The organism is Arthrobacter sp. SPT-J7 (assembly GCF_059089965.1).
In genome coordinates this window covers 130,614-150,788 of the sequence record NZ_JBNHFF010000002.1, presented here as the reverse complement: position 1 = coordinate 150,788, position 20,175 = coordinate 130,614, and the positions used below count along the sequence as shown (strand labels likewise).

Annotated in this window: 14 protein-coding genes; 10 read left to right on the top strand and 4 right to left on the bottom strand. The window is 68.4% G+C overall.

Going from position 1 to position 20,175, the window contains the following annotated elements; translation table 11 throughout:
* Positions 1-28 precede the first annotated feature (28 nt).
* Positions 29-4,861: an NAD-glutamate dehydrogenase gene (locus AC5RWX_RS03510; protein ID WP_493938686.1), complete on the top strand. Its 4,833-nt coding sequence runs from the start codon at positions 29-31 to the stop codon at positions 4,859-4,861.
* Between the two features lies 1 nt (position 4,862).
* On the top strand, positions 4,863-6,335 hold the full coding sequence (locus AC5RWX_RS03505) for a sensor histidine kinase (RefSeq protein WP_493938687.1): 1,473 nt from the start codon (positions 4,863-4,865) through the stop codon (positions 6,333-6,335).
* 81 nt (positions 6,336-6,416) lie between these two features.
* Here AC5RWX_RS03505 and AC5RWX_RS03500 read toward each other — a convergent pair whose 3' ends face one another.
* The gene (locus AC5RWX_RS03500; RefSeq protein WP_086994524.1) at positions 6,417-6,665 is read right to left on the bottom strand and encodes a WhiB family transcriptional regulator; all 249 of its coding nucleotides are present in this window, start codon (positions 6,663-6,665) and stop codon (positions 6,417-6,419) included.
* A gap of 267 nt (positions 6,666-6,932) precedes the next feature.
* On the opposite strand from AC5RWX_RS03500, the gene AC5RWX_RS03495 reads away from it, so the two are divergent.
* On the top strand, positions 6,933-7,349 hold the full coding sequence (locus AC5RWX_RS03495; RefSeq protein ID WP_493938911.1) for a hypothetical protein: 417 nt from the start codon (positions 6,933-6,935) through the stop codon (positions 7,347-7,349).
* On the opposite strand, the gene AC5RWX_RS03490 is transcribed toward AC5RWX_RS03495, so the two are convergent.
* On the bottom strand, positions 7,321-11,241 hold the full coding sequence (locus AC5RWX_RS03490; protein WP_493938688.1) for a type VII secretion EssC family protein: 3,921 nt from the start codon (positions 11,239-11,241) through the stop codon (positions 7,321-7,323). The two genes, AC5RWX_RS03495 and AC5RWX_RS03490, sit on opposite strands and share 29 nt — an antisense overlap.
* A 155-nt stretch (positions 11,242-11,396) precedes the next feature.
* On the opposite strand from AC5RWX_RS03490, the gene AC5RWX_RS03485 reads away from it, so the two are divergent.
* The 5 genes from AC5RWX_RS03485 to AC5RWX_RS03465 all read left to right on the top strand — a co-directional run bounded on the left by AC5RWX_RS03485 (position 11,397) and on the right by AC5RWX_RS03465 (position 16,725).
* On the top strand, positions 11,397-12,686 hold the full coding sequence (locus tag AC5RWX_RS03485; RefSeq protein WP_493938689.1) for a nucleotide sugar dehydrogenase: 1,290 nt from the start codon (positions 11,397-11,399) through the stop codon (positions 12,684-12,686).
* Between the two features lie 64 nt (positions 12,687-12,750).
* Positions 12,751-13,371 (top strand): acyltransferase, encoded by a 621-nt coding sequence (locus AC5RWX_RS03480; protein WP_493938690.1) that lies wholly within the window; start codon positions 12,751-12,753, stop codon positions 13,369-13,371.
* Positions 13,368-14,462 (top strand): DegT/DnrJ/EryC1/StrS family aminotransferase, encoded by a 1,095-nt coding sequence (locus AC5RWX_RS03475; RefSeq protein WP_493938691.1) that lies wholly within the window; start codon positions 13,368-13,370, stop codon positions 14,460-14,462. Before AC5RWX_RS03480 ends, AC5RWX_RS03475 begins: the two co-directional genes overlap by 4 nt.
* 53 nt (positions 14,463-14,515) lie before the next feature.
* Complete coding sequence (locus tag AC5RWX_RS03470) at positions 14,516-15,547, top strand: Gfo/Idh/MocA family protein (protein ID WP_493938912.1); 1,032 nt, start codon at positions 14,516-14,518, stop codon at positions 15,545-15,547.
* Positions 15,547-16,725, top strand: a complete 1,179-nt coding sequence (locus AC5RWX_RS03465; protein WP_493938693.1) for a glycosyltransferase — start codon at positions 15,547-15,549, stop codon at positions 16,723-16,725. Before AC5RWX_RS03470 ends, AC5RWX_RS03465 begins: the two co-directional genes overlap by 1 nt.
* 217 nt (positions 16,726-16,942) lie before the next feature.
* Here AC5RWX_RS03465 and AC5RWX_RS03460 read toward each other — a convergent pair whose 3' ends face one another.
* Positions 16,943-18,082: a glycosyltransferase gene (locus AC5RWX_RS03460; protein ID WP_493938694.1), complete on the bottom strand. Its 1,140-nt coding sequence runs from the start codon at positions 18,080-18,082 to the stop codon at positions 16,943-16,945.
* A gap of 47 nt (positions 18,083-18,129) precedes the next feature.
* The gene (locus tag AC5RWX_RS03455; RefSeq protein ID WP_493938695.1) at positions 18,130-18,333 is read right to left on the bottom strand and encodes a hypothetical protein; all 204 of its coding nucleotides are present in this window, start codon (positions 18,331-18,333) and stop codon (positions 18,130-18,132) included.
* On the opposite strand from AC5RWX_RS03455, the gene AC5RWX_RS03450 reads away from it, so the two are divergent.
* Together AC5RWX_RS03450 and AC5RWX_RS03445 are read left to right on the top strand one after the other, a co-directional pair.
* Positions 18,320-19,456, top strand: coding sequence for a glycosyltransferase (locus AC5RWX_RS03450; protein WP_493938697.1), 1,137 nt, complete (start codon positions 18,320-18,322; stop codon positions 19,454-19,456). The genes AC5RWX_RS03455 and AC5RWX_RS03450 overlap by 14 nt on opposite strands.
* Positions 19,457-19,508: 52 nt before the next feature.
* Entirely contained in the window at positions 19,509-20,174 is a 666-nt protein-coding gene (locus AC5RWX_RS03445; protein ID WP_493938699.1) for a glycosyltransferase family 2 protein, read from the top strand.
* Position 20,175: the final 1 nt, after the last annotated feature.

The following is a 20,175-nucleotide window of genomic DNA, read 5'->3' as shown; positions in this document are numbered from 1 at the left end:
TTGGACACACCTATCGGAGGCGTTTTACATGTCGACTGGATCCAGCATGGCGGATCTGTCCAGCTCAGCAACGAACGATGAGGAATTCATCGCCAAATACTACGAGCACCTGGCAGCGGAGGACGCGGCCAGCTACAGTCCCGATGTGCTTAGTTCCCGCGCGCTGGCGCACCGGGAACTGGCCGCCCACCGGCCGCCGGCCCAACCGGTGATCGGGATCCACGACGAACCCGACGCGAGCGTCGTCATGATCGTCACCGATGACATGCCGTTCCTGGTGGATTCGGTCACCGCGGAAGTGGTGCGGCACGGCATTGCCATCCGGATGATTATGCACCCGACTTTCGTGACAACCCGCGACCGGGACAGCCACGACCTGGCCGGCGTGGAGCGGGTTCCGGCCAGCGCCGGAGTCTCCAGCGGCGACACGGCTGCGCTGCCGAATCTGGCCTCGTTCGAGGCCGGCAGCGACAAGGTCCTGCGGATTGAATCCTGGATGGCGGTGGAGACCGCCCGCATCGACCCGGCTAAGGCCGCCGAGCTGGAAGCCGGGCTCAAGCGTGTCCTGGCGGACGTCCGCGCCTCGGTCGAGGACTGGCCGGCCATGCGCCGGCAGGTGCGGCAGGTCGCCGCGTCGCTGGATTCCGTGGCTGGTGCCGAGGAGATACCCGATCTGGACGAGGCCAAGGCGCTGCTTGAATGGCTCGACGACGGCAATTTCACCTTCCTGGGCTACCGCGAGTACGACCTCGTCACCCAGGACGGCGAAGACGTCCTGCAGGTGCGTCAGGATAGCGGCCTGGGCATGATGCGCCGCACCAGCGAGACACGCCGCGTCCAGCACCTCACCGAAGAAGGCCGCGCCCGCGCCCGGGAGAAACGCGCACTGGTGATCACCAAGGCGAATTCGCGCTCCACCGTGCATCGCGCGGCGTATCTGGACTACATCGGCGTCAAGAGCTTCGATGCGCAGGGCAACGTCGACGGCGAGCGCCGCTTCATCGGTCTCTTCGCCACCAGCGCCTACAACCGGTCAGTGAAGAACGTCCCGATTGTGCGGCAAAAGGTTGCCGCCGTGCTGCGGCACAGCGGTTTCCCGCCCGATTCCCACTCCGGCAAGGACCTGCTCTCGATCCTGGAAACTTATCCGCGCGACGAGCTGTTCCAGATGGACACGGACGAGCTGGCAACGACGGCGATGGGCATCCTGCGGCTGCAGGAGCGCCGCCGGACCCGGCTGTTCCTGCGCGCGGACGTCTACGGCAGGTTCGTCTCGGCGCTGGTGTTCCTGCCGCGCGACCGCTACACCACAGCCGTCCGCCTGCGGATCGAAGAGGAGCTGCGCCGCACCTTCGACCCGCAGAGCATCGACTATCAGGCGCGGATGTCCGAATCCGCCCTGGCCAGACTGTTTTTCCGCATCCGGCTCAAGCGGGATTCCGGGGTGCCGAAGGTCGACACCGCCGAGCTTGAGCGCCGGCTCGCTCACGTCTCGCGGTCTTGGTCGGAGGGCATCGACGAGGTGCTGCGCGCCAACTTCGACGCCGACAGTGCCGCCCGGCTCTCGGCAAACTGGAGGGACGCGTTCCCGCCCAGCTACCGGGTGGACTATGAGGTGGAAGACGCGCTCGAGGACATCAGCCGCTTCCGCAGCTACGAAGCTGGCGAAGCCGGGGCCGCCCCGGTCCTGCACGTCTACGTCCCGGAGAAAAGGACCGACGTCCTGGCCCCGGACGCCCGGCTGAAACTGTACCTGCCCGAGGCGCGGTCGCTGAGCAACATCATGCCGGTGCTGCAGAACGCCGGGCTGGAAGTGCTGGACGAGCGGCCCTTCGAGATCATGACGGCCGACGGCGAAGACTACTTCCTGTACGACTTCGGCCTCCGCTATCCTGCCGGCGTTGATCCGATTGCCACCGGCGGCCTGCTCGAAGACGCCTTCGGCGCCGCCGTAACCGGGCGCAGCGAATCGGACGGCTTCGACCGGCTGGTGTTGGCAGAGGGAATCGACTGGCGCCAGGTGGCAGTGCTGCGCGCCTACACGCGCTACTTGCGCCAGCTGGGCAACCTGGTGTCCTACGCGTTCGTGTCCGACACGCTGTTGGCCAATCCCGCCGTGGCCCATGCGCTGTTGGCGGTGTTCAACGCCAGCTTTGATCCGGATCTCGACGGCGACCGCGAGGCGGCGATCGAGGCCGCCCGCGCCGACCTGGCAGCGGGCCTGGAAGCCGTACCGACCCTGGATGCCGACCGCGTGCTGCGCTCGCTGGCCAATCTGATCGAGGCAACGCTGCGCACCAACTACTTCCAGAACAAGCCGTACTTCAGTTTCAAACTCAGTCCCGCGCGGATTGAAGGCGCGCCGTTCCCGCGGCCGAAGTACGAAATCTGGGTCTATTCGCCGCGCGTCGAAGGCGTCCACCTGCGGTTCGGCGAGGTGGCCCGCGGCGGCCTGCGTTGGTCCGACCGGCGCGAGGATTTCCGCACCGAAATCCTGGGACTGGTCAAGGCACAGACGGTCAAGAACGCGGTGATCGTACCGACCGGCGCCAAGGGCGGGTTCTACGCCAAGCGGCTGCCGGACCCGACTGTGGACCGCGCCGCCTGGATGGCGGAAGGACAGGACAGCTACCGCACCTTCATCCGCGGCTTGCTGGATATCACCGACAACCTGGTCCGGACCGAGTCCGGACAGGAAGTAGTGCCGCCCGAGCGGGTGGTCAGGTTGGACGGCGACGATACCTACCTGGTGGTCGCAGCCGACAAGGGAACCGCGAGCTTCTCCGACATCGCCAACGACATCTCGCTGGAGTACGGCCACTGGTTGGGGGATGCCTTCGCTTCCGGCGGTTCGGTCGGCTACGACCACAAGGAAATGGGCATCACCGCCCGCGGAGCGTGGGAATCGGTCAAGCGGCACTTCAGCGAGCTCGGCGTCGACACGCAGGCCGAGGACTTCACCGTCGTCGGGGTGGGCGACATGAGCGGCGACGTGTTCGGCAACGGGATGTTGCTCTCCGAGCACATCAGGCTGGTCGCCGCCTTCGACCACCGGCACATCTTCCTGGATCCGGATCCCGACGCCGCCGCCTCCTTCCAGGAGCGCCGCCGGTTGTTCGAGCTTCCCCGGTCGTCCTGGGCGGACTATGACGACAAGCTAATCAGCGCCGGTGGCGGGGTCTACCCGCGGTCGGTGAAATCGGTTCCGGTCTCCGAGCAGGTCCGGGACGTACTCGGTTTGGATCCGCAGGTCACCAGCATGAGCCCGCCGGAACTGCTGCAGGCCATCCTGAGGGCACCGGTGGATCTGCTGTACAACGGCGGCATCGGCACCTACGTGAAGGCGTCCACCGAGTCGAATGCCGAGGTCGGCGACAAGGCCAACGACCCCATCCGGGTCAACGGCAACGAGCTGAGGGTCAAGGTGATCGGCGAAGGCGGCAACCTGGGCATGACCCAGCGCGGGCGGATTGAAGCGGCCAGCCAGGGGATCATCCTCAACACCGATGCCATCGACAACTCGGCCGGCGTCGACTGCTCCGACCACGAGGTCAACATCAAGATCCTGGTGGACCAGATGGTCGCCGCCGGAAAACTGCCGGTGGAGGAGCGGGCCGGCCTGCTGCACTCGATGACCGAGGAAGTCGGACGGCTGGTGATCCAGGACAACATCGACCAGAACATCCTGCTGCTCAATGACCGCCAGCGCATCACCGAGGCGAGCCCGAGCTTCGAACGCCTGATGGACTGGCTGGAGAACCACGCGGAACTGGACCGGCAGCTGGAAGCGCTGCCGACCACCGAGGAGCTGCACGAACGGCTCGACGCCGGCCTGGGCCTGACCTCGCCGGAACTGTCGGTGCTGGCGGCCTACGCGAAGATCGAATTGACCCAGGCCCTGAGCGCCAGCAATCTGGCCGACGACCCGTATTTCGACCGGGTGCTGCAGGGCTATTTCCCGCAGGAATTGGTCGAGCGGTTCGGCGACGAGCTGTCCGGGCATCCGCTGCGGCGGGAAATCATTGCCACCGTGGTGGCCAACGACATGATCAACATGGGCGGCATTACCTTCGCGTTCCGGGTGATGGAGGAGACCTCGGTCTCGGAGGCCGACGTAGCGCGGGCGTTCGTGGCGCTGCGGGAGATCTTTGAATTCGACAAGCTGGTGGAGGAGCTCAACGAGCTGCCGGCCAGCTTCCCCACGGACCTGTGGTGCACCGTCCACCTGGACATGCGCCGTTTGCTAGACCGGTCGGTGCGTTGGTACATCCACCACGTGGACAGCGGTAAGCCGGTGGCAGACGGTATCGCCGCGTTCAAGCCGCAGATGGATCCACTGCGCAACCAACTGGTCAAGTACCTGCGCGGTGACGACCTGGCACGGGTGCAGGAATGGTTCTCCAGCGCGGTAGAACGCGGGCTGCCCGAAGAGATCGCGCGGCAGTGGGCTGAGCAGTTCGAAAGCTTCGGCCTGCTCGACGTCGCCCGCATCGCCGGGCAGGTGGACGAGCCGGTGGAGTCGGTCGCGCAGGTCTATTTCACCGTCTACGACCGGTTCGCCGTGGACGATCTGCTCGAGCGCATCACGGCCTTGCCGCGGGAGGACCGCTGGCAGTCGCTGGCCCGGGCCGCCATGCGCGATGACCTGTACACCACGGTCACCGATATCACCGTTGCGGTGATGCAAAGCACCCAGCCAGGGGAGCAGGCGGAAGCCAGGCTCGACGAGTGGGAGCTGGCCAACGCGGAGAACATCAAGCGTGCCAGGGACATGTTCGAAGAAGTGAACAAGCTCGAGCACGACGACATGGCCTCCTTGTCCGTGGCTCTGCGTCTGATGCGTTCGACAGTGCGGCGGTAGCTTGGCGATTTTCACCGACCCCATCCGCGACTACGCCGACTTCAGACCGGGCGATGCAGAATGGCTCCATCTGCTGGTCGGCGACTGGCAACTGATCGCGGACCTGGCGTTCGCTGATTTGGCCCTGTGGTTCCCGACGCCGGACGGCAGCTATGTGGCCTTGGCACACGTGCGCCCGTCCACCACCCACACGGTGTTCCACCGCGACTTCGTCGGGGAACGGATCCGTGCGGACCTGAAGCCGCTGGTGGACGCGGCGCGGGAGTCGCAGACCATTGAACGGTCGTCGGAGGCGGACTGGACCACGGAGATGGCCATGCGCGTGGAGGCGGTGCCCATGGTCCGCAATGGCCGGACCCTGGCCATCGTGACCTCGCACATGGACCTGTCCAGCTCGCGGATGCCGTCCAGGCTGGAGCTGACCTACCGACAGTGCGCCTACGACCTGCTGAAGATGGGAACGCTGGGACTGTGGCCGGACTTCGCCTCTCCGACCGGGTCGCGCCGCGGCGCGCCACGTGTCGGAGACGGACTGATTCGGCTGGATGCCGACGGCGTGGTGGAGTACGCCAGCCCCAACGGTGTCTCCGCGTTCCGTCGGCTCGGCGACGTCGAGTCGTTGGAGGGCCGTTCCCTGGCCGAAGTGACCACGGCCTTGCTCAAGGACCGGCGGATGGTCGACGAGACACTGCCATTGGTGGTGACCGGACGCATGCCGTGGCGCACCGAGATCGAATCCCATGGTGTCTCGCTCTCGCTGCGGGCGATACCGCTGCGGAATGAGCGCGAGCGTTTCGGCGCCCTGGTGCTGTGCCGGGACGTCTCGGAACTGCGCCGGCGGGAGATGGAGTTGGTCTCGAAGGATGCCACCATCCGGGAGATCCATCACCGTGTGAAGAACAACCTGCAGACAGTGGCGGCCCTGCTGCGCATGCAATCACGGCGGATGGTCAGCGACGAAGCCAAGCAGGGGCTTGAGCAGGCGATGCGGCGCGTGGCAACGATCGCGCTGGTCCATGAGACGCTCTCCCAGGGTTTGGCCCAGAACGTCGACTTCGACGAACTGATCGGGCGTCAGTTCCGGCTTTCGGCCGAGGTCGCCTCGCCCACCCAAGCCGTCCGCACCGAACGCAGCGGCGAGTTCGGGGAACTGCCCAGCGAATTCGCTACCCCGCTGGCGTTGGTCATCAACGAGCTGGTGACCAACGCCGTCGAACACGGCTTGGCCGGGCGGCACGGCACAGTCCTGCTGACTGCTCGGCGGTCCAGGCGCGGCGAAGAAGAACTGCTGACCGTCTCGGTGGAAGACGACGGGGTGGGACTGCCCGAGGAACCTCGGCGGGAGGGTCTGGGGCTGCAGATTGTGCGGACCCTGGTCACCAGCGAACTGGGTGGCCGGATCGAATGGACGCCCCGCGACGGCGGCGGGACCTGCGTGCGGATCGATCTGGTGCTCAACAACACGGCCCGCTGAGCCGGAGCATGCTGTGCCCCCGGGAACGCAAGAGGCCGCTGCCGGAATCGGCAGCGGCCTCTGAAGAAACCTGGGTTCGGGTCAGGAGGCCCGGCGGGCCCGGGCAGCGCGGCGCTTGAGCGCACGGCGCTCATCCTCGCTCATACCGCCCCAGACGCCGGCGTCCTGTCCGGACTCGATCGCCCACTGCAGGCAGGTATCGATTACCGGGCAGCGTCGGCAAACGCTCTTGGCCTCTTCGATCTGCAGGAGTGCTGGCCCGGTATTCCCCACGGGGAAAAATAGTTCGGGATCCTTATCCAGGCATGCCGCGCGGCTACGCCAATCCATGCTGATCACATACTCCTTTAAATGGTGTCCGGTTCATATCCGGTTGGTTGCTTTCGTGAAAACATTCACGAACAAACTCATAGAAAAGGGAGCCAGACAGGCCCCCTTTGCTTCGCCATCCAGCGTTTCATGTTAAATCCACGTAAACAAGGGGTCATGCCGACTTAAGCGGCCGCAGATCGTGAGTCATTCATCACAGGGTTGGTTAGTGCGGCCCCGGCCCGAAAGCCGATATCTGACTATCTAAGGTAGGGTGCGAATGTGTCAATGCCTGCCCCGTCGTCAAGCCCTGCCTCCCGCCCGATGGCCGTCAACGTCATTGCCGCAGCCGTCGTTTTGGAGGCCCTCGCGTTGCTGGCGGGAGCCGCACTGTATGGCTACGGACTGGCCACGCACACCCCCATGTCGATGGCCGGCAGCATCTTCCTGCTGGTCCTGATGCTGGTCTTCGGCATCTGGCTGCTGGTGGTCGGACATTTTCTGTTCCGCGGCTACCGCTGGACCAGGGCCGCGGCCCTCGTGTGGCAGGTGTTCGTTGTGGTGGTGGCCATCTCAATGATCCAGGGCGGCCAGGTGGTGATTGGCCCGATCCTGCTGGCGGCGGCCGGAGCCTCCTTTGTCCTGCTGCTGACCAAGCCGGTGACGGCTTTCCTGATCAAGGGTGCCGCTCCACGCGCTTTGTAGCCAGGGCGACCTGCAACGGCACGGCCTTTCCGGAGCCGATCCGGTAGGCACGTCCCGGCGGTCTCCATCCGTCGTCGAGCCTGACCCCGAAGAAATCTGCATCCGCGCCGGCCTGCGGAGACAAAGCTATGCCGCGCCCAGCGGCCCTGGCCTGCAGGGCCAGCGGAAACTGCTGCAGCAGCAGCGGCCCGGGGCAGGTTGCCGCGATGGCGGATGCGCCGGCAGCAACCAGGGCGGCGACCGCTTCCTGGGCCCGGGCGCCGAGGCCGGCGGCGTCGTCCACCAGCAGCACGGTACCCCGCGCCACCGGGCCGTGGCCGGCCCAGAAACCGTCAACGTTGACGCCGTCTGGCGGTGCCGAACAGGGCCGCAGCCCGTCGAGCGCCTGCTGCAGGAGGGCCAACAGGTTGGTTTTCCCGCTGCCTTCCGGGCCGAGGACCAGGTACACCTCGCCGGCCGGCAGCTGCAGCGTCGAAGGCTCGAGGTCGTCGCCTTCCACGCCGATCACCGGGTTCCCGTGCCAGACGCGTGGCAGTGCGCTGGCGGGAACTGATCGAGGAAGTGCTTCCACCCGGAACGGGCGGGTGCGGGCGGTGGCTGGTGGGGGAGTGCCCGCCGGGTCGGTGATCAACTGGCAGACACCGCCCTCGCCGCCGATCCGCCCTTGGGCCAGCGCCCTGCCGGGCACCGGTTCCATCGGAGGCAGCCGCGGCCAGCTCATCAAGGTTTCTGGCCCGGCGCCGGTCGGAAGGTGCAGCCTGTTGGACATCAGTGGCAGGAACCGGCTGCTGGCCAGCTCCCGCTCGCCGGTCACCGCGAGGGCCACTCCCGTCGCTGGGCCATCGCGGGCGATGTCCTGCATACAGTCTTCGGCCCAGCCGAGCCGGCCGGAGCGGAAGCCACCCAGCCAGCGGCCCCATCCGCTGACCAGCAGGACCAAGGGAACGCCGGCGGCCGGTCCGGCCGGATCCACCGCCGCGGCCAGGCTGCCCAGCCGGGCGGAAACCTCGTCGGCCAGACGGCGGAGGACCCGTGCCGCGCGCTCGACGTCCTCGGGTCCGACGTAAGCACCCGTGCGCTCTGCGCGCGAGACCGGACCCAGCGATCCGTCACCGTCCAGAACATAGCAATGACGTTCCGCCGGGCTGCCGAGGAGCTGTGCCGCCAGCGCCCGAAGGAACTCCCGGTGCCCGCTGCCCTCGACACCGAGCACGGCCAGATGCCCGTCCCGCTCCGGCCACCAGTGCAGGGGCTCCTGCCGTTGCCGCGACGGCAAGTCCAGCAGCCCGACGGCGATGCTCCCGCCTGCGTCGAGCGGGAGCCGGTCATCGGCCACATCCGAGACGGCCAGATCGGAGACGGCCAGACTGGACGGCAGGGCTGGAAGCAGCTGTCTGGCTCCCGCTAAGCCCAGGCCGCCGGAGACGCCGGCGGCTTCCGCCACCAGCTGCCCGAGCCGTCGTATGCCGTCCGCGTCGTTTCGCGCTGTCTCCTCTTCCTGCCGCAGCCATTCGTCCACGGTCTGGAAGACAGCAGCCGCACCTGCGCCAGGCAAAATGCTGGCAGCTGATTGGAACAGCACGGGCTCTCCCGTGCCGATGCGCAGATAGGCCCTGCCCCGTGCGGTCACCGGGATGTCGGCCGCCACCGGCGAGTCGAGCAGGTCCCGCGACTCGGCCGCATTCTGTGTCCGCAGCGCAATCATGGCGGTGACGTTGGCGCGGATGTCCGAGGACACGGCACCCTGCGGCCGCTGTGTCGCCAGCACCAGGTGAATGCCCAGGGCGCGCCCGACCGTGGCCAAACGCATTAGTTCCGGAAGCGCCTGCGGCGCGTCCTCGCCGAGCATCCGGAATTCGTCCACCACGACGACGAGCCGAGGCAACGTTCCCGGTTTGCAGGCTGCGATGTCACTGAGGCCGAGGCCGGCCAACAGCGTTTCGCGGCGACGCACTTCCGCCTGCAGCCAGGCCAACGACCGGTTCACTGCTTCCAGCGTCAGATCAGTCAGCAGTCCTGCGCAATGCGGCAGCCGGGCGAGCGGCCCGAGCCCGGAGCCGCCTTTGAAGTCGACCAGCAGGACGTTGACGGTGTCCGGAGACCTGGTCAGGGCCAGCGAGAGCACCAGACTGCGCAGCAGTTCGGACTTGCCGGCTCCGGTAGTTCCGGCGACCAACAGATGCGGGCCGTGCTCGGCCAGGTCGAGCACCAGCGGGCCGTTAACCCCGGTACCGAGGAGGGCGGTCAGGCCGGGACCCCGGTCGCCGCGGGCCCAGCGCTGGGCGAGTGGTTCGGGCTGGAGCATCGATTGCAGGCGGCAGCTGGCGGGCACGGACCCGATGGCCTGCGGGCGCTGGCCGGAAACCGCCGCAGCCAGCCGCGCGAAGCGATCCAGCACCAAGGAAGTGGCAAGGTCGGCCGAAAACCGGATGTTTGCGCCGTCGCGGATCAGGCGGCTGTCCGCGCCCGAGACCACGATCCGCGTCCCAGGTCCGGCTGGACCGCCGAACCACAGCTCCGCCGCCGGCGCCGCGCAGTCCGCCAGCACCCGGGCTGCCTCGGAATGGCGTTCGGCCACCAGCAGCACCGCACTGCCGCTTCCGGCGGACAGCAGCCCGGCCAGTTGTCCAGGCCGCTCCGCCAGCTGGACTCCGGGAAGGAACCGCGCGGACGACCGGATCGGCTCAGGCACGGCATAGCAGACCACCTGCGGCGTTCCGCCGGCCCGGGCAGCCACTTGCAGCAGCACCGACCTCAATAGGCCGTCCAGCCCCGACGCTGTTCCCTCGAACCTCAGCCGGTGCTCGGCCAGCAGATCCACGCAGAGCGGAATGTTCTCCAGCAGGGGAGGCTCCGCAACCGGTGCCTCGGCCGAGCCGATATGTGCCGGCAGGCTGGCCGTCCCTAGGCGCAGCCAGACGTGCTCCGGAGGTGGCTGGCGCCCAGGCGGCTGGTTGACGGGCGGCCGGTTGGCTGGGCTGCGGGTCCGTGCCGCGGACCGGAGCAGGGAAACCGTGAGGGCGGCAGCGTCCGGTGCCGCCAGATGACGACGGCGGGCATCGGCTTCCGCCGCCGCGGCCACTGCCGCCCGGTAGCGGCGGCGCTGGCGGCGCCCAGCCGTATAGGGCACCGCGGCGGCCAGCAGCGACATGGCACTGAAGACCAGGAAAAACCACATGCCCGTCAGCAGGGCCAGGGCCAGGCCGGCGATGAGAGGGAGGCCGGCCAGCAACAACGTCGTGGTGTTGCGCGGTTCCGGACGTTTCTCCGCCACCGGCACCGGAAGGTCCAGCCCAGCGTCCGGCTGGAACGGTTCGCCGGGTTCGCTGCCCACGACCAGCCGCAGCTGGCTGTTGCCGATCCACGCGCTGCGTCCCGCGGCCAGTACCACCTGCTCGGTGCGCTTGCCGCCGCAGACGATGCCGTTGACCGAGCCGGCGTCGCGCAGCAGCACGTGGCGGTCGGTCACGTCCAGCCAGCCATGCAGCCGGGACAACGATGGATCCGCGATCGTCAGCGCGCAGGCGTGTCGGCCAACAGTGGAACAGCCGCGGTGCAGGTTGAACATCCGGCCGGCGTCGGGCCCTGCGGTCACGGCCAGCAGCAGCGGCGGCAGCGGAGCAGCATCCCGACGCGGAAAGCAGGCGTCCTCGGGGGCGCAGACGACGACGGCGCCGTCGACCAGCGGGTGCACCCCGGCAGTCAGTGAAGCCAGGCTGCGGCCGGCCACCGTAAAGCCCACACGGGCCAGCTGCCCGTGCAGCCACTCGGCCAGCGGAGCGGCGCTGCTTCCGGACTCCAACCCGCAGACCGCATCGGAATGGTCGGCGATCCAGGCGGCCGCGGCGGCCGGGATTCCGGGTGCGGCCGCCAGCGTCAGATGAAGGACCATGACACGAACCTAGGCAGAATGTCCGGGCGCTTTCCCCTCCGAAGGCCTAGCTGTGGATAACCGGCGGGACCTCTGGCCATCCGGTTCAAGCGATACGCTTGACTCTGGGCCGGAAGCGGCCGTCACGTTGACCTAACGAGAAAAGGCCTTAGCTCTTGAAGATCGCTGTCATTGCCCTGGGAAAGATCGGGCTGCCGTTGGCCGTCCAGTTTGCTTCGAAGGGGCACGAGGTCATCGGGGTGGATGTGAACGCTGCCGTGGTGGACCTGGTCAATGCGGGCACCGAGCCGTTCCCCGGCGAGGCGGGACTGCAGGACAAGCTGGCCGAGCTGGTGCCTGCGGGCCGTTTGCGCGCCACCACCGACTACGCCGAGGCGGTGCCCGGCGCAGACGCCGTGGTGCTGGTGGTGCCGCTGTTCGTCGACGCCGAGGCCAAGCCGGACTTCGGCTGGATGGACGCCGCCACGCAGGAGCTGGCCCGGCATCTGACCCCGGGCACGCTGGTGTCCTACGAGACCACGCTGCCGGTGGGCACCACCCGGACCAGGTGGAAGCCGATGCTGGAGGCGGGCTCGGGACTGGTCGAGGGGCAGGACTTCCACGTGGTCTTTTCCCCGGAGCGGGTGCTGACCGGGCGGGTCTTCGAGGACCTGCGCAAGTACCCCAAGCTGATCGGCGGGTTGTCCGAGGCCGGGTCCGCGGTGGCCCAAAGGTTTTACGAGGCGGTGCTGGACTTCGACGACCGCCCCGACCTGCCGCGCGGCAACGGTGTCTGGGACCTGGGCTCGGCGGAGGCCTCCGAGCTGGCCAAGCTGGCCGAGACCACCTACCGCGACGTGAACATCGGGCTGGCCAACCAGTTCGCCCGCTACGCCGCCACCGCGGGGATCGATATCTACCAGGTGATCGAAGCGTCCAATTCCCAGCCGTACAGCCACATCCACCAGCCCGGTATCGCCGTCGGCGGGCACTGCATTCCGGTGTATCCGCGGCTGTATTTGTGGAACGACCCGTCGGCCACGGTGGTGGCCGCGGCGCGCGCGGCGAATGCCGGCATGCCGGACTACACCATCGGACTGCTCGAGGGCGCCTACGGCGATCTGGCCGGCGCCCGCGTGGTGGTCCTCGGCGCGGCCTATCGGGGCGGCGTGAAGGAAACGGCGTTTTCCGGGGTGTTCGGCGCGGTGGAGGCGATCACTGCGCGGGGCGGCACCGCCGTCGTCCATGATCCGCTGTTCAGCGACGAGGAACTCCGCGCCCTGGGCTTCACCCCCTACCAGCTGGGCGAGCCGGCAGACGCCGCGGTGGTGCAGGCCAACCACGCGGCGTACGCGGAGCTGGGCCCGGACGACCTGCCCGGCGTGAAGGTGTTCATCGACGGCCGCCGGATCAGCTCGGCCCAGCGCTGGCCGGGCGTGGCGTACCGGGTGATCGGCAAGGCCTGAGGGCACCGGCAGCAGAACGGAATTGACGACGGCGGCTGCGGCCGTGAGCGGAAAGAGGGAACCTATGGCGTTCATCGCCGATTCGGCCGATGTGGCCGACTCCGCCCGGCTGGGTGAGGGCACGAAGATCTGGCACCTGGCCCAGGTCCGCGAGGATGCGGTGCTGGGCGAAAACTGCATTGTGGGCCGCGGCGCCTACATTGGCACCGGCGTGCAGGCCGGGGACAACTGCAAGGTGCAGAACTACGCGCTGGTCTACGAGCCGGCGCGGCTGGGCCACGGCGTGTTCATCGGCCCGGCGGTGGTGCTGACCAACGACACCTATCCGCGGGCCGTCTCGCCCGACGGGTCGCTGAAGAGCGCGGACGACTGGACGCCGGTGGGCGTGGAGATCCGCGACGGCGCGTCGATCGGCGCCCGGGCGGTCTGCGTGGCGCCGGTGACCATCGGCGCCTGGGCCACCGTGGCCGCCGGCTCCGTGGTCACCCGCGACGTGCCCGACTTTGCACTGGTGGCCGGCGTGCCCGCCAAACGCATCGGCTGGGTAGGCCGGGCCGGGCAGCGGCTGGGCCAGGACCCGGCGGACCCTGCGGTCTGGGTGTGTCCGGGCACGGGCGAACGGTACCGGGAGGATGAGGGCAGCTTGCAGGAAATGGGCCAGCAAACGCGAGGAGAACAGCAGTGAGCAAGGACTTCATACCGGCGGCCAAGCCGATCATCGGCGACGAGGAACGGGCCGCGGTGGACGCGGTGCTGCTCTCCGGCATGCTCGCCCAGGGGGCCGAGGTGGCATCCTTCGAGCAGGAGTTCTCGCAGGTGCTGCTGGACGGCCGGCACGCGGTGGCCGTCAATTCCGGCACCTCCGGCCTGCACCTGGGCCTGCTGGCCGCCGGCATCGGGCCCGGGGATGAAGTGATCGTGCCGTCGTTCACCTTCGCCGCCACCGCCAACTCGGTGGCGCTGACCGGGGCCACCCCGGTGTTCGCGGACATCGAGCCGGAGCACTACTGCCTGGACCCAGACGCGGTCGCCGCCGCCATCACGCCGCGGACCAAGGCGATCATGCCGGTGCACCTGTACGGGCATCCGGCCAACATGGAGGCGCTGGGTGCGCTGGCCGCCGACAAGGCGCTGCTGCTGTTCGAGGACGCCGCGCAGGCACACGGCGCCTCGCTGGGCGGCCGCCGGGTAGGCACGTTCGGCGAGTTCGCCATGTTCAGCCTGTACCCGACGAAGAACATGACCTCGGGCGAAGGCGGCATGGTCTCCACCGGCAGCGACGAGGTGGCACGGCGCCTGAAGCTGCTGCGCAACCAGGGCATGGAGCGCCAGTACGAAAACGAACTGGTGGGCTTTAACGCGCGGATGACCAACCTGCACGCCGCGATCGGCCGGGTGCAACTCGGCAAGGTCGGCAGCTGGACCGCACAGCGCCAGGCCAACGCCGCGTTCCTGGACGAGAACCTGGCCGGCGTCGGCACGCCGCAGGTGGCCGCCGGCGCGGTGCACGTGTACCACCAGTACACGGTGCGGATCGGTGCGGGGGAGCGGGACCGCTTCGCCGCGGCGCTCAAAGACGAATACAACATCGGCTCCGGGGTCTACTACCCGATCCCGAACCACCGGCTGCCTTCCTTCAACGTCACTGCGGAGCTGCCGGTGACCGAGGCAGCGGCAGCCGAGGTGCTCTCGCTGCCGGTGCACCCCTCGCTGGACGCCGAGGATCTGGACCGGATCGCCACCGCGGTCAACGCCCTCGCGAAGGCAGGTGCCTGACCGTGGCAGGAAGCGGGAAGACAGTGCTCCGCGCCGGCCTGATCGGGCTGGGCATGATGGGCCGCCACCACGCCCGCGTGCTCCGCGAAACCGACGGCGTGGAACTGGTCGCGGTCGCCGACGCCTACGGCGACCCGCACGGCGCAGCGCCCGGCCTGCCGGTCTATTCCGGGGTCGAGGAACTGATCAACGCCGGGATCGACATCGCCATGTGCGCTGTCCCCACCGGCCTGCATGTGGACGTCGGGATGGCGCTCGCTGAGGCCGGCATCCACACGATGGTGGAGAAGCCGATTGCTGACACGGTTGCCGGCGGCGAGAAGCTGGCGGACGCGTTCGAATCGCGCGGGCTGGTCGGCGCCGTCGGCCACATCGAACGCTACAACCCCGCGCTGCAGTCGCTGCGCGCACGGCTGGAAGCCGGCGAACTCGGCCGGATCTTCCAGATCGCCACCCGCCGGCAGGGACCCTTCCCAGCGCGGATCGCGGACGTCGGCGTGATCAAAGACCTCGGCACGCACGACATCGACCTGACCGCCTGGCTGGCACAGGCCGGCTACGCATCCGTCAGCGCCAACACCACCATCCGCACCGGCCGCGAGCACGAGGACATGGTGGCGGCCACCGGCCTGCTGGACAACGGCGTGATCACCAGCCATCTGGTGAACTGGCTGTCGCCGACAAAGGAACGCGTCACCGTGGTCACCGGCGAACGCGGCGCCTTCGTGGCCGACACCCTGACCGCCGACCTGACCTTCCACGAAAACGGCACCATCAACACCGAGTGGGAGTCCGTGGCCAACTTCCGCGGCGTCTCCGAAGGCAACATCACCCGCCTGGCCATCCCCAAGCGGGAACCGCTGAAGGTAGAACACGAAGCGTTCCGCGATGCCGTGCTGGCCAACCGCGGGCTGCTGCCCCAACCTGCCCCGGGTGCCGCGGCTGCGGAGCACGACGGCGGTGCCGCCGGCGACCGTCCGGCCGCAGGCATCGTCACCATGCGGGAGGGGCTGAACACGCTGCGCGTGGCCGAAGCCATGATCGCCAGCGCAAAGGAATCCCGCACCGTCGGGCTGCACGCCTGATGGGCCTGCGGATCCTGCTGGCCACCCGGATATACCTCCCGGAAGCCGGCGCCGCCGCCTACCGGCTGGCCGCCACCGTGCGGGCGCTGACCGAGGCCGGCCACGAGGTGGAAGTGCTGACCACCCGGCCGCCGCGGGGACTTCGCGCTGCGGAGGGTGAAGCTTCGGGCGCGGGTGTCCGGATCCGGCGCTGGCCGGTGCTGCGGGATGCCAGCGGCGCCGTGCGCGGCTACCTCCAGTACGCCAGCTTCGACCTTCCGCTGTTCTTCCGCCTACTGGCGCAGAAACCGTTCGACCTGCTGCTGGTGGAACCGCCGCCGACCACCGGCGTGGTGGTCCGGCTGGCTGCAGCGCTGCGGCGCCGCCCGTACGTCTACTTCTCCGCCGACGTCAGCTCTGATGCTGCGGCCGGGATCGGCGTGGACCCGCGGGTCGTCGCGGTGCTGCGGGCGGTGGAGCGCTGGGTGATCACCGGCGCGTCCGGTGTGCTGAGCATCTCCGCCGGCGTGACGCTGGCATTGGCCCGGCTGACCGGCGGACGGGCCAAGGTGACAGAGGTCGGCACCGGCATCGACACGGACACCTTCAGCCTGGCCGGGCCGGGGGATGCGCATCCCGGCCCCACCTTCGTCTACGCGGGGACCATGTCCGAGATCCAGGGCGCCGGCGTCTTCGTGGACGGGTTCCTGAAGATCATGGACCGCTACCCGGATGCCCGGCTGCTGATGTACGGCGGCGGAGTGGAACTGGAGGAGCTGCGCCGGCGTGCGGCACCGGCGGGGGAGCGCATCCGCTTCATGGGAACGGCCGACGGCGGCACCATCGCCCGCGCGCTGCGCACCGCCACTGCGGGGCTCGCCTCGGTGCGGCCGGCCCGTGGCTACGACTTCGCCTTCGCCACCAAAGCCTTCGTCTCGCTCAGTTGCGGCGCGCCGGTGGTCTACGCCGGCGTCGGGCCGCTGCGGCAGTTGGTCGCGGACCACAAGCTGGGGCAGAACGTGGACTGGGACGCAGGCCAAGTGGCCGAGGCGATGGCCGCTGCGCTGGAAGAGCCCGTGGACGACGCCGAACGCCGCCGGCTGTCCGACTGGGTGGAGCGGAACTACTCGCTGCGCAGCGTCGGGAACCGGGCAGCCGCAGCCATTGCCGACGCCGCCGAAGCCTTCGGCTTGCGCTGAGCTGCCGGCTAGACGCCGGGCTGCCGGCTCCCACAAGGGCTGCCGGCTCCCACACGGGCTGCCGGCTCCCACACGGGCTGCCGGCTCCCACACGGGCTGCCGCCTCCCATCGACTCTGCCGATAACGCCCACTTTCGGGCTGGCGGTGGGCATTATCGGCGCAGTCGTTCAGGTGGGCGGGCTTGAGCAGCCAGGCCCGCGCCAGCGCACCCGTGGGTCAGGGGGTGAGCACGGCGGCGAGGATGCCGCGGGTGACTGCTTCGTCTTCGGCCGAGCTTAATGCTGCGGCGGCGCCGTGCGCGTTGGCCTTGTACTTGTCCACCTGCTCGGTGGTGAGCGATGCCAGCGCGCGCGCCAGCGATTCGGTGCTGAAGTCCTCGGTCACCACGCCCAGATCGTAGGTCCTCATCAAGGCTGCCGTTTCCGGGGACGGGCTGAACACCAGCGCCAGCCGGGCCTGGACGAAGTCGAAGAACTTGTTCGGCAGCATGAAGTGGTGGTTCATGGTCTGCGGCGGAAGCGAGAAGACCCCCACGTCGTAGGCATTGAGGGTGGCGGGCAGCTCTTCCGGCGGCACTGCATCGTGGAAGGTGATGCGGGGGTCGCCTGCGGCAAGGTCCTTGAGCTGCTGCCAATAGCGTCCGCCGTCGCGCGCCTTCACCAGATACAGATCCAGCGTGAAGCGGTCGTCGAGCATCTTGACCGCCTCGATGGTGCCTTCCAGATTGCGGCCGGGCACCGCGGCGCCGCTGTGGACCAGCCGGATCTTTCCGGGCAGCGGCGGGGACGGCTCCAAATGCCGGAACGGCCCGGCGTTGCGGACCACTTCAACGGTGCAGCCGAACTGCTCCGCGTACATCCGGGCGATGGAAGCGTTTACGGCCGTGATCGCGGTGGTGCGCGGCAGGTATTTGGCGCAGATGCTGCGCATATACGGGGCCACCAGCAGCTTCCACGGCAGCACATGCGAGCGTTCCTCCGGCGCCCACTCGTGCATGTCGCCCCAGACCGGTGCCCCTTGCGCGACGGCGTGGGCCAGCGGCAGCGCCCGCGCTTCGTTCGCGACGACCAGGTCAAACCGGCGACCGGCAACGAGCGCGCGGGCCTGCTTGACCGCCGGAGCGCTGAGTTCCACCGCGGAATGCTGGCGCAGTGCCAGCAGCAGCACGCCTAGCGGCGTTTGCGGAAGCGACGGCAGCGAGGCGTCGATTTCCAGGTGGTGGGTGGCTCCGGGCGGACGTGCGCCGTAGCTGAGCGTGGTGACTTCACCGGCTTCGGCCAGCAGCTTCAGCTGCCGCAGCACGCGGGAATCGGCCTGGATATCCGAGAAAGAGATACACAGGATCTGCTGGGCCACCACTGCTCCTTGTCACCGATGCCGGGCGAATGCCGGACATTGAAAGATTACCGTCCGGCAATCCAGTGGCTGTGCGCGGCGGGGTATCCGGCGCGCCGGACCCGCCGCACACTGCTGCCGCCGTGCGCCCTGACCTTGCCGCGGTGCGGATGCCCCAGCTGGCGCGAAGGACGCCGGGCTAGGATGGCGATGGAAGCCGGATCCAGCCGGCTGCAGCCGAAAAGGTCCAGGAGCCTCGTGAAGATCGCCATCACCAAGAGCACGCTGCGGATTCCGCCAACGTACTTTGCCACGGCGCACGCCGAGCGGCTGAAGGACCGGCACGACTTCCACGTTTTCACCTTGGTGGCCCAGATCGAGGACCCGTCGGTCACCGTCCCGGTCACCGACTTCGTCCCGGCCCCGGGGCTGGGCTTCCGCCGCCGCGAGCTGGTGATGCCCGCGTTCATGCGGTCCATGGCCGTGGCCGTGGCCCGCTTCCAGCCGCACCTCATCCACCAGCACTTCGCTACCTGGTCGGAGCCGGCGGTCAAGGCCTCCACCGTTTCCGGAGCCCCGCTGATCACCACCATGCACGGCTCCGACCTGGTGTCCCTGGCGAACCCGGCGGACACCATGATGGCACGGTGGCACCACCGCAACGTCCTGGCCGCCGCGGCCCACAGTTCCCGGCTGCTGGTGGTCAGCAACTACATGGCCGGGCGGGCAGCGGACCTGGAACTCGATACCGAAAAGATCCAGGTGCACTATCAGGGCGTGGACACGGATTATTTTGTGCCCACCCGCCATCAGTCCGATGAGATGCCGGTGGTGCTGTTTGTTGGCACCCTCAACATGCAGAAGGGGATCCGGGATCTGCTGGACGCCTCGCTGGCGGTCTCGCGCAAAGCCAGACACCGGCTGGTCGTGATCGGCGACGGACCGTTGCGCGACGCCGTGGCCGAGCACGCCGCCAGCCATCCACACATTGATTTCGTGGGCCGGCAGGACCGGGCCGGTGTTCGCTCCTGGATGCAGCAGGCACATATCCTGGTGGCTCCCAGCCAGGAGGCCGGCGGCGCGCGGGAAGCGGCCGGCCTGGTGCTGCTGGAAGCCCAGGCCTGCGGGACGCCGGTGTTGGCATACCGCAGCGGCGGCATTCCCGAAATGCTGGATGACGGCGTCACCGGGCTGCTGGCACCGGAAGCGGACTTCCGCCAACTGCAGGACGGGCTGCAGCAACTGCTGCAGTTGGGCAGCGCGGAGTATCTCGCCATGCGCCGGGACGCCCGCAAGTTCGTGGTGGACCAGCGGAGCCTCGCCGGCAGCGCCCGGGAGCTGGACCGCCACTATCAGGATCTGGCTGCGCAGGCGCCCGCGCCCCGGCGGCCATGAGCGGCCGGTGCCGCGGCGGCCTGGACCATTCCCGTTGTGGAATACTAGCTGGGTGAGTCGCTGCTGGGTCGTCGTGCCGATGTATAACGAGGCCACCGTTGTCGGCTCGGTCATCCAGGAGTTGCTGCAGACCTTTCCGCACGTGGTCTGCGTTGACGATGGAAGCAGCGACGATTCCGCCGCCATGGCACGCAAGGCGGGCGCCGTCGTCGTTGTCCACCCGGTGAATCTTGGCCAAGGTGCCGCGCTGCAGACGGGATTCGAATATGCCGTGCAGGACCCGGAGTTGGACGCGGTCATCACGTTCGACGCCGATGGCCAGCACCGGGTGCAGGATGCCGCTGCCATGCTGAACCGGGTCCGGGACGGCGAGGCGGACGTGGTGCTGGGCTCCCGTTTCCTCGACGGCCGGGGTGAGGTGTCGGCGCTCAAGCGGCTGGTGCTGCGCACGGCCGCCGTCCAGTCCAGGCTGTCCACCGGCTACCATCTCACTGATGCCCACAACGGACTGCGCGCGATGTCCGCCGAGGTGGTGCGCAAAATCCATCTGAGGCAGAACCGGATGGCGCACGCGTCCGAGCTGATCCATCAGTTCTCCGCGCTCGAGGCGCGGGTGGTGGAGCAGCCGGTACACATTGTCTATACGGAATATTCCAAGTCCAAGGGGCAGTCCTTGCTCAATGGCGTCAACATCCTCGCAGACCTCTTCTTCCGGTGAA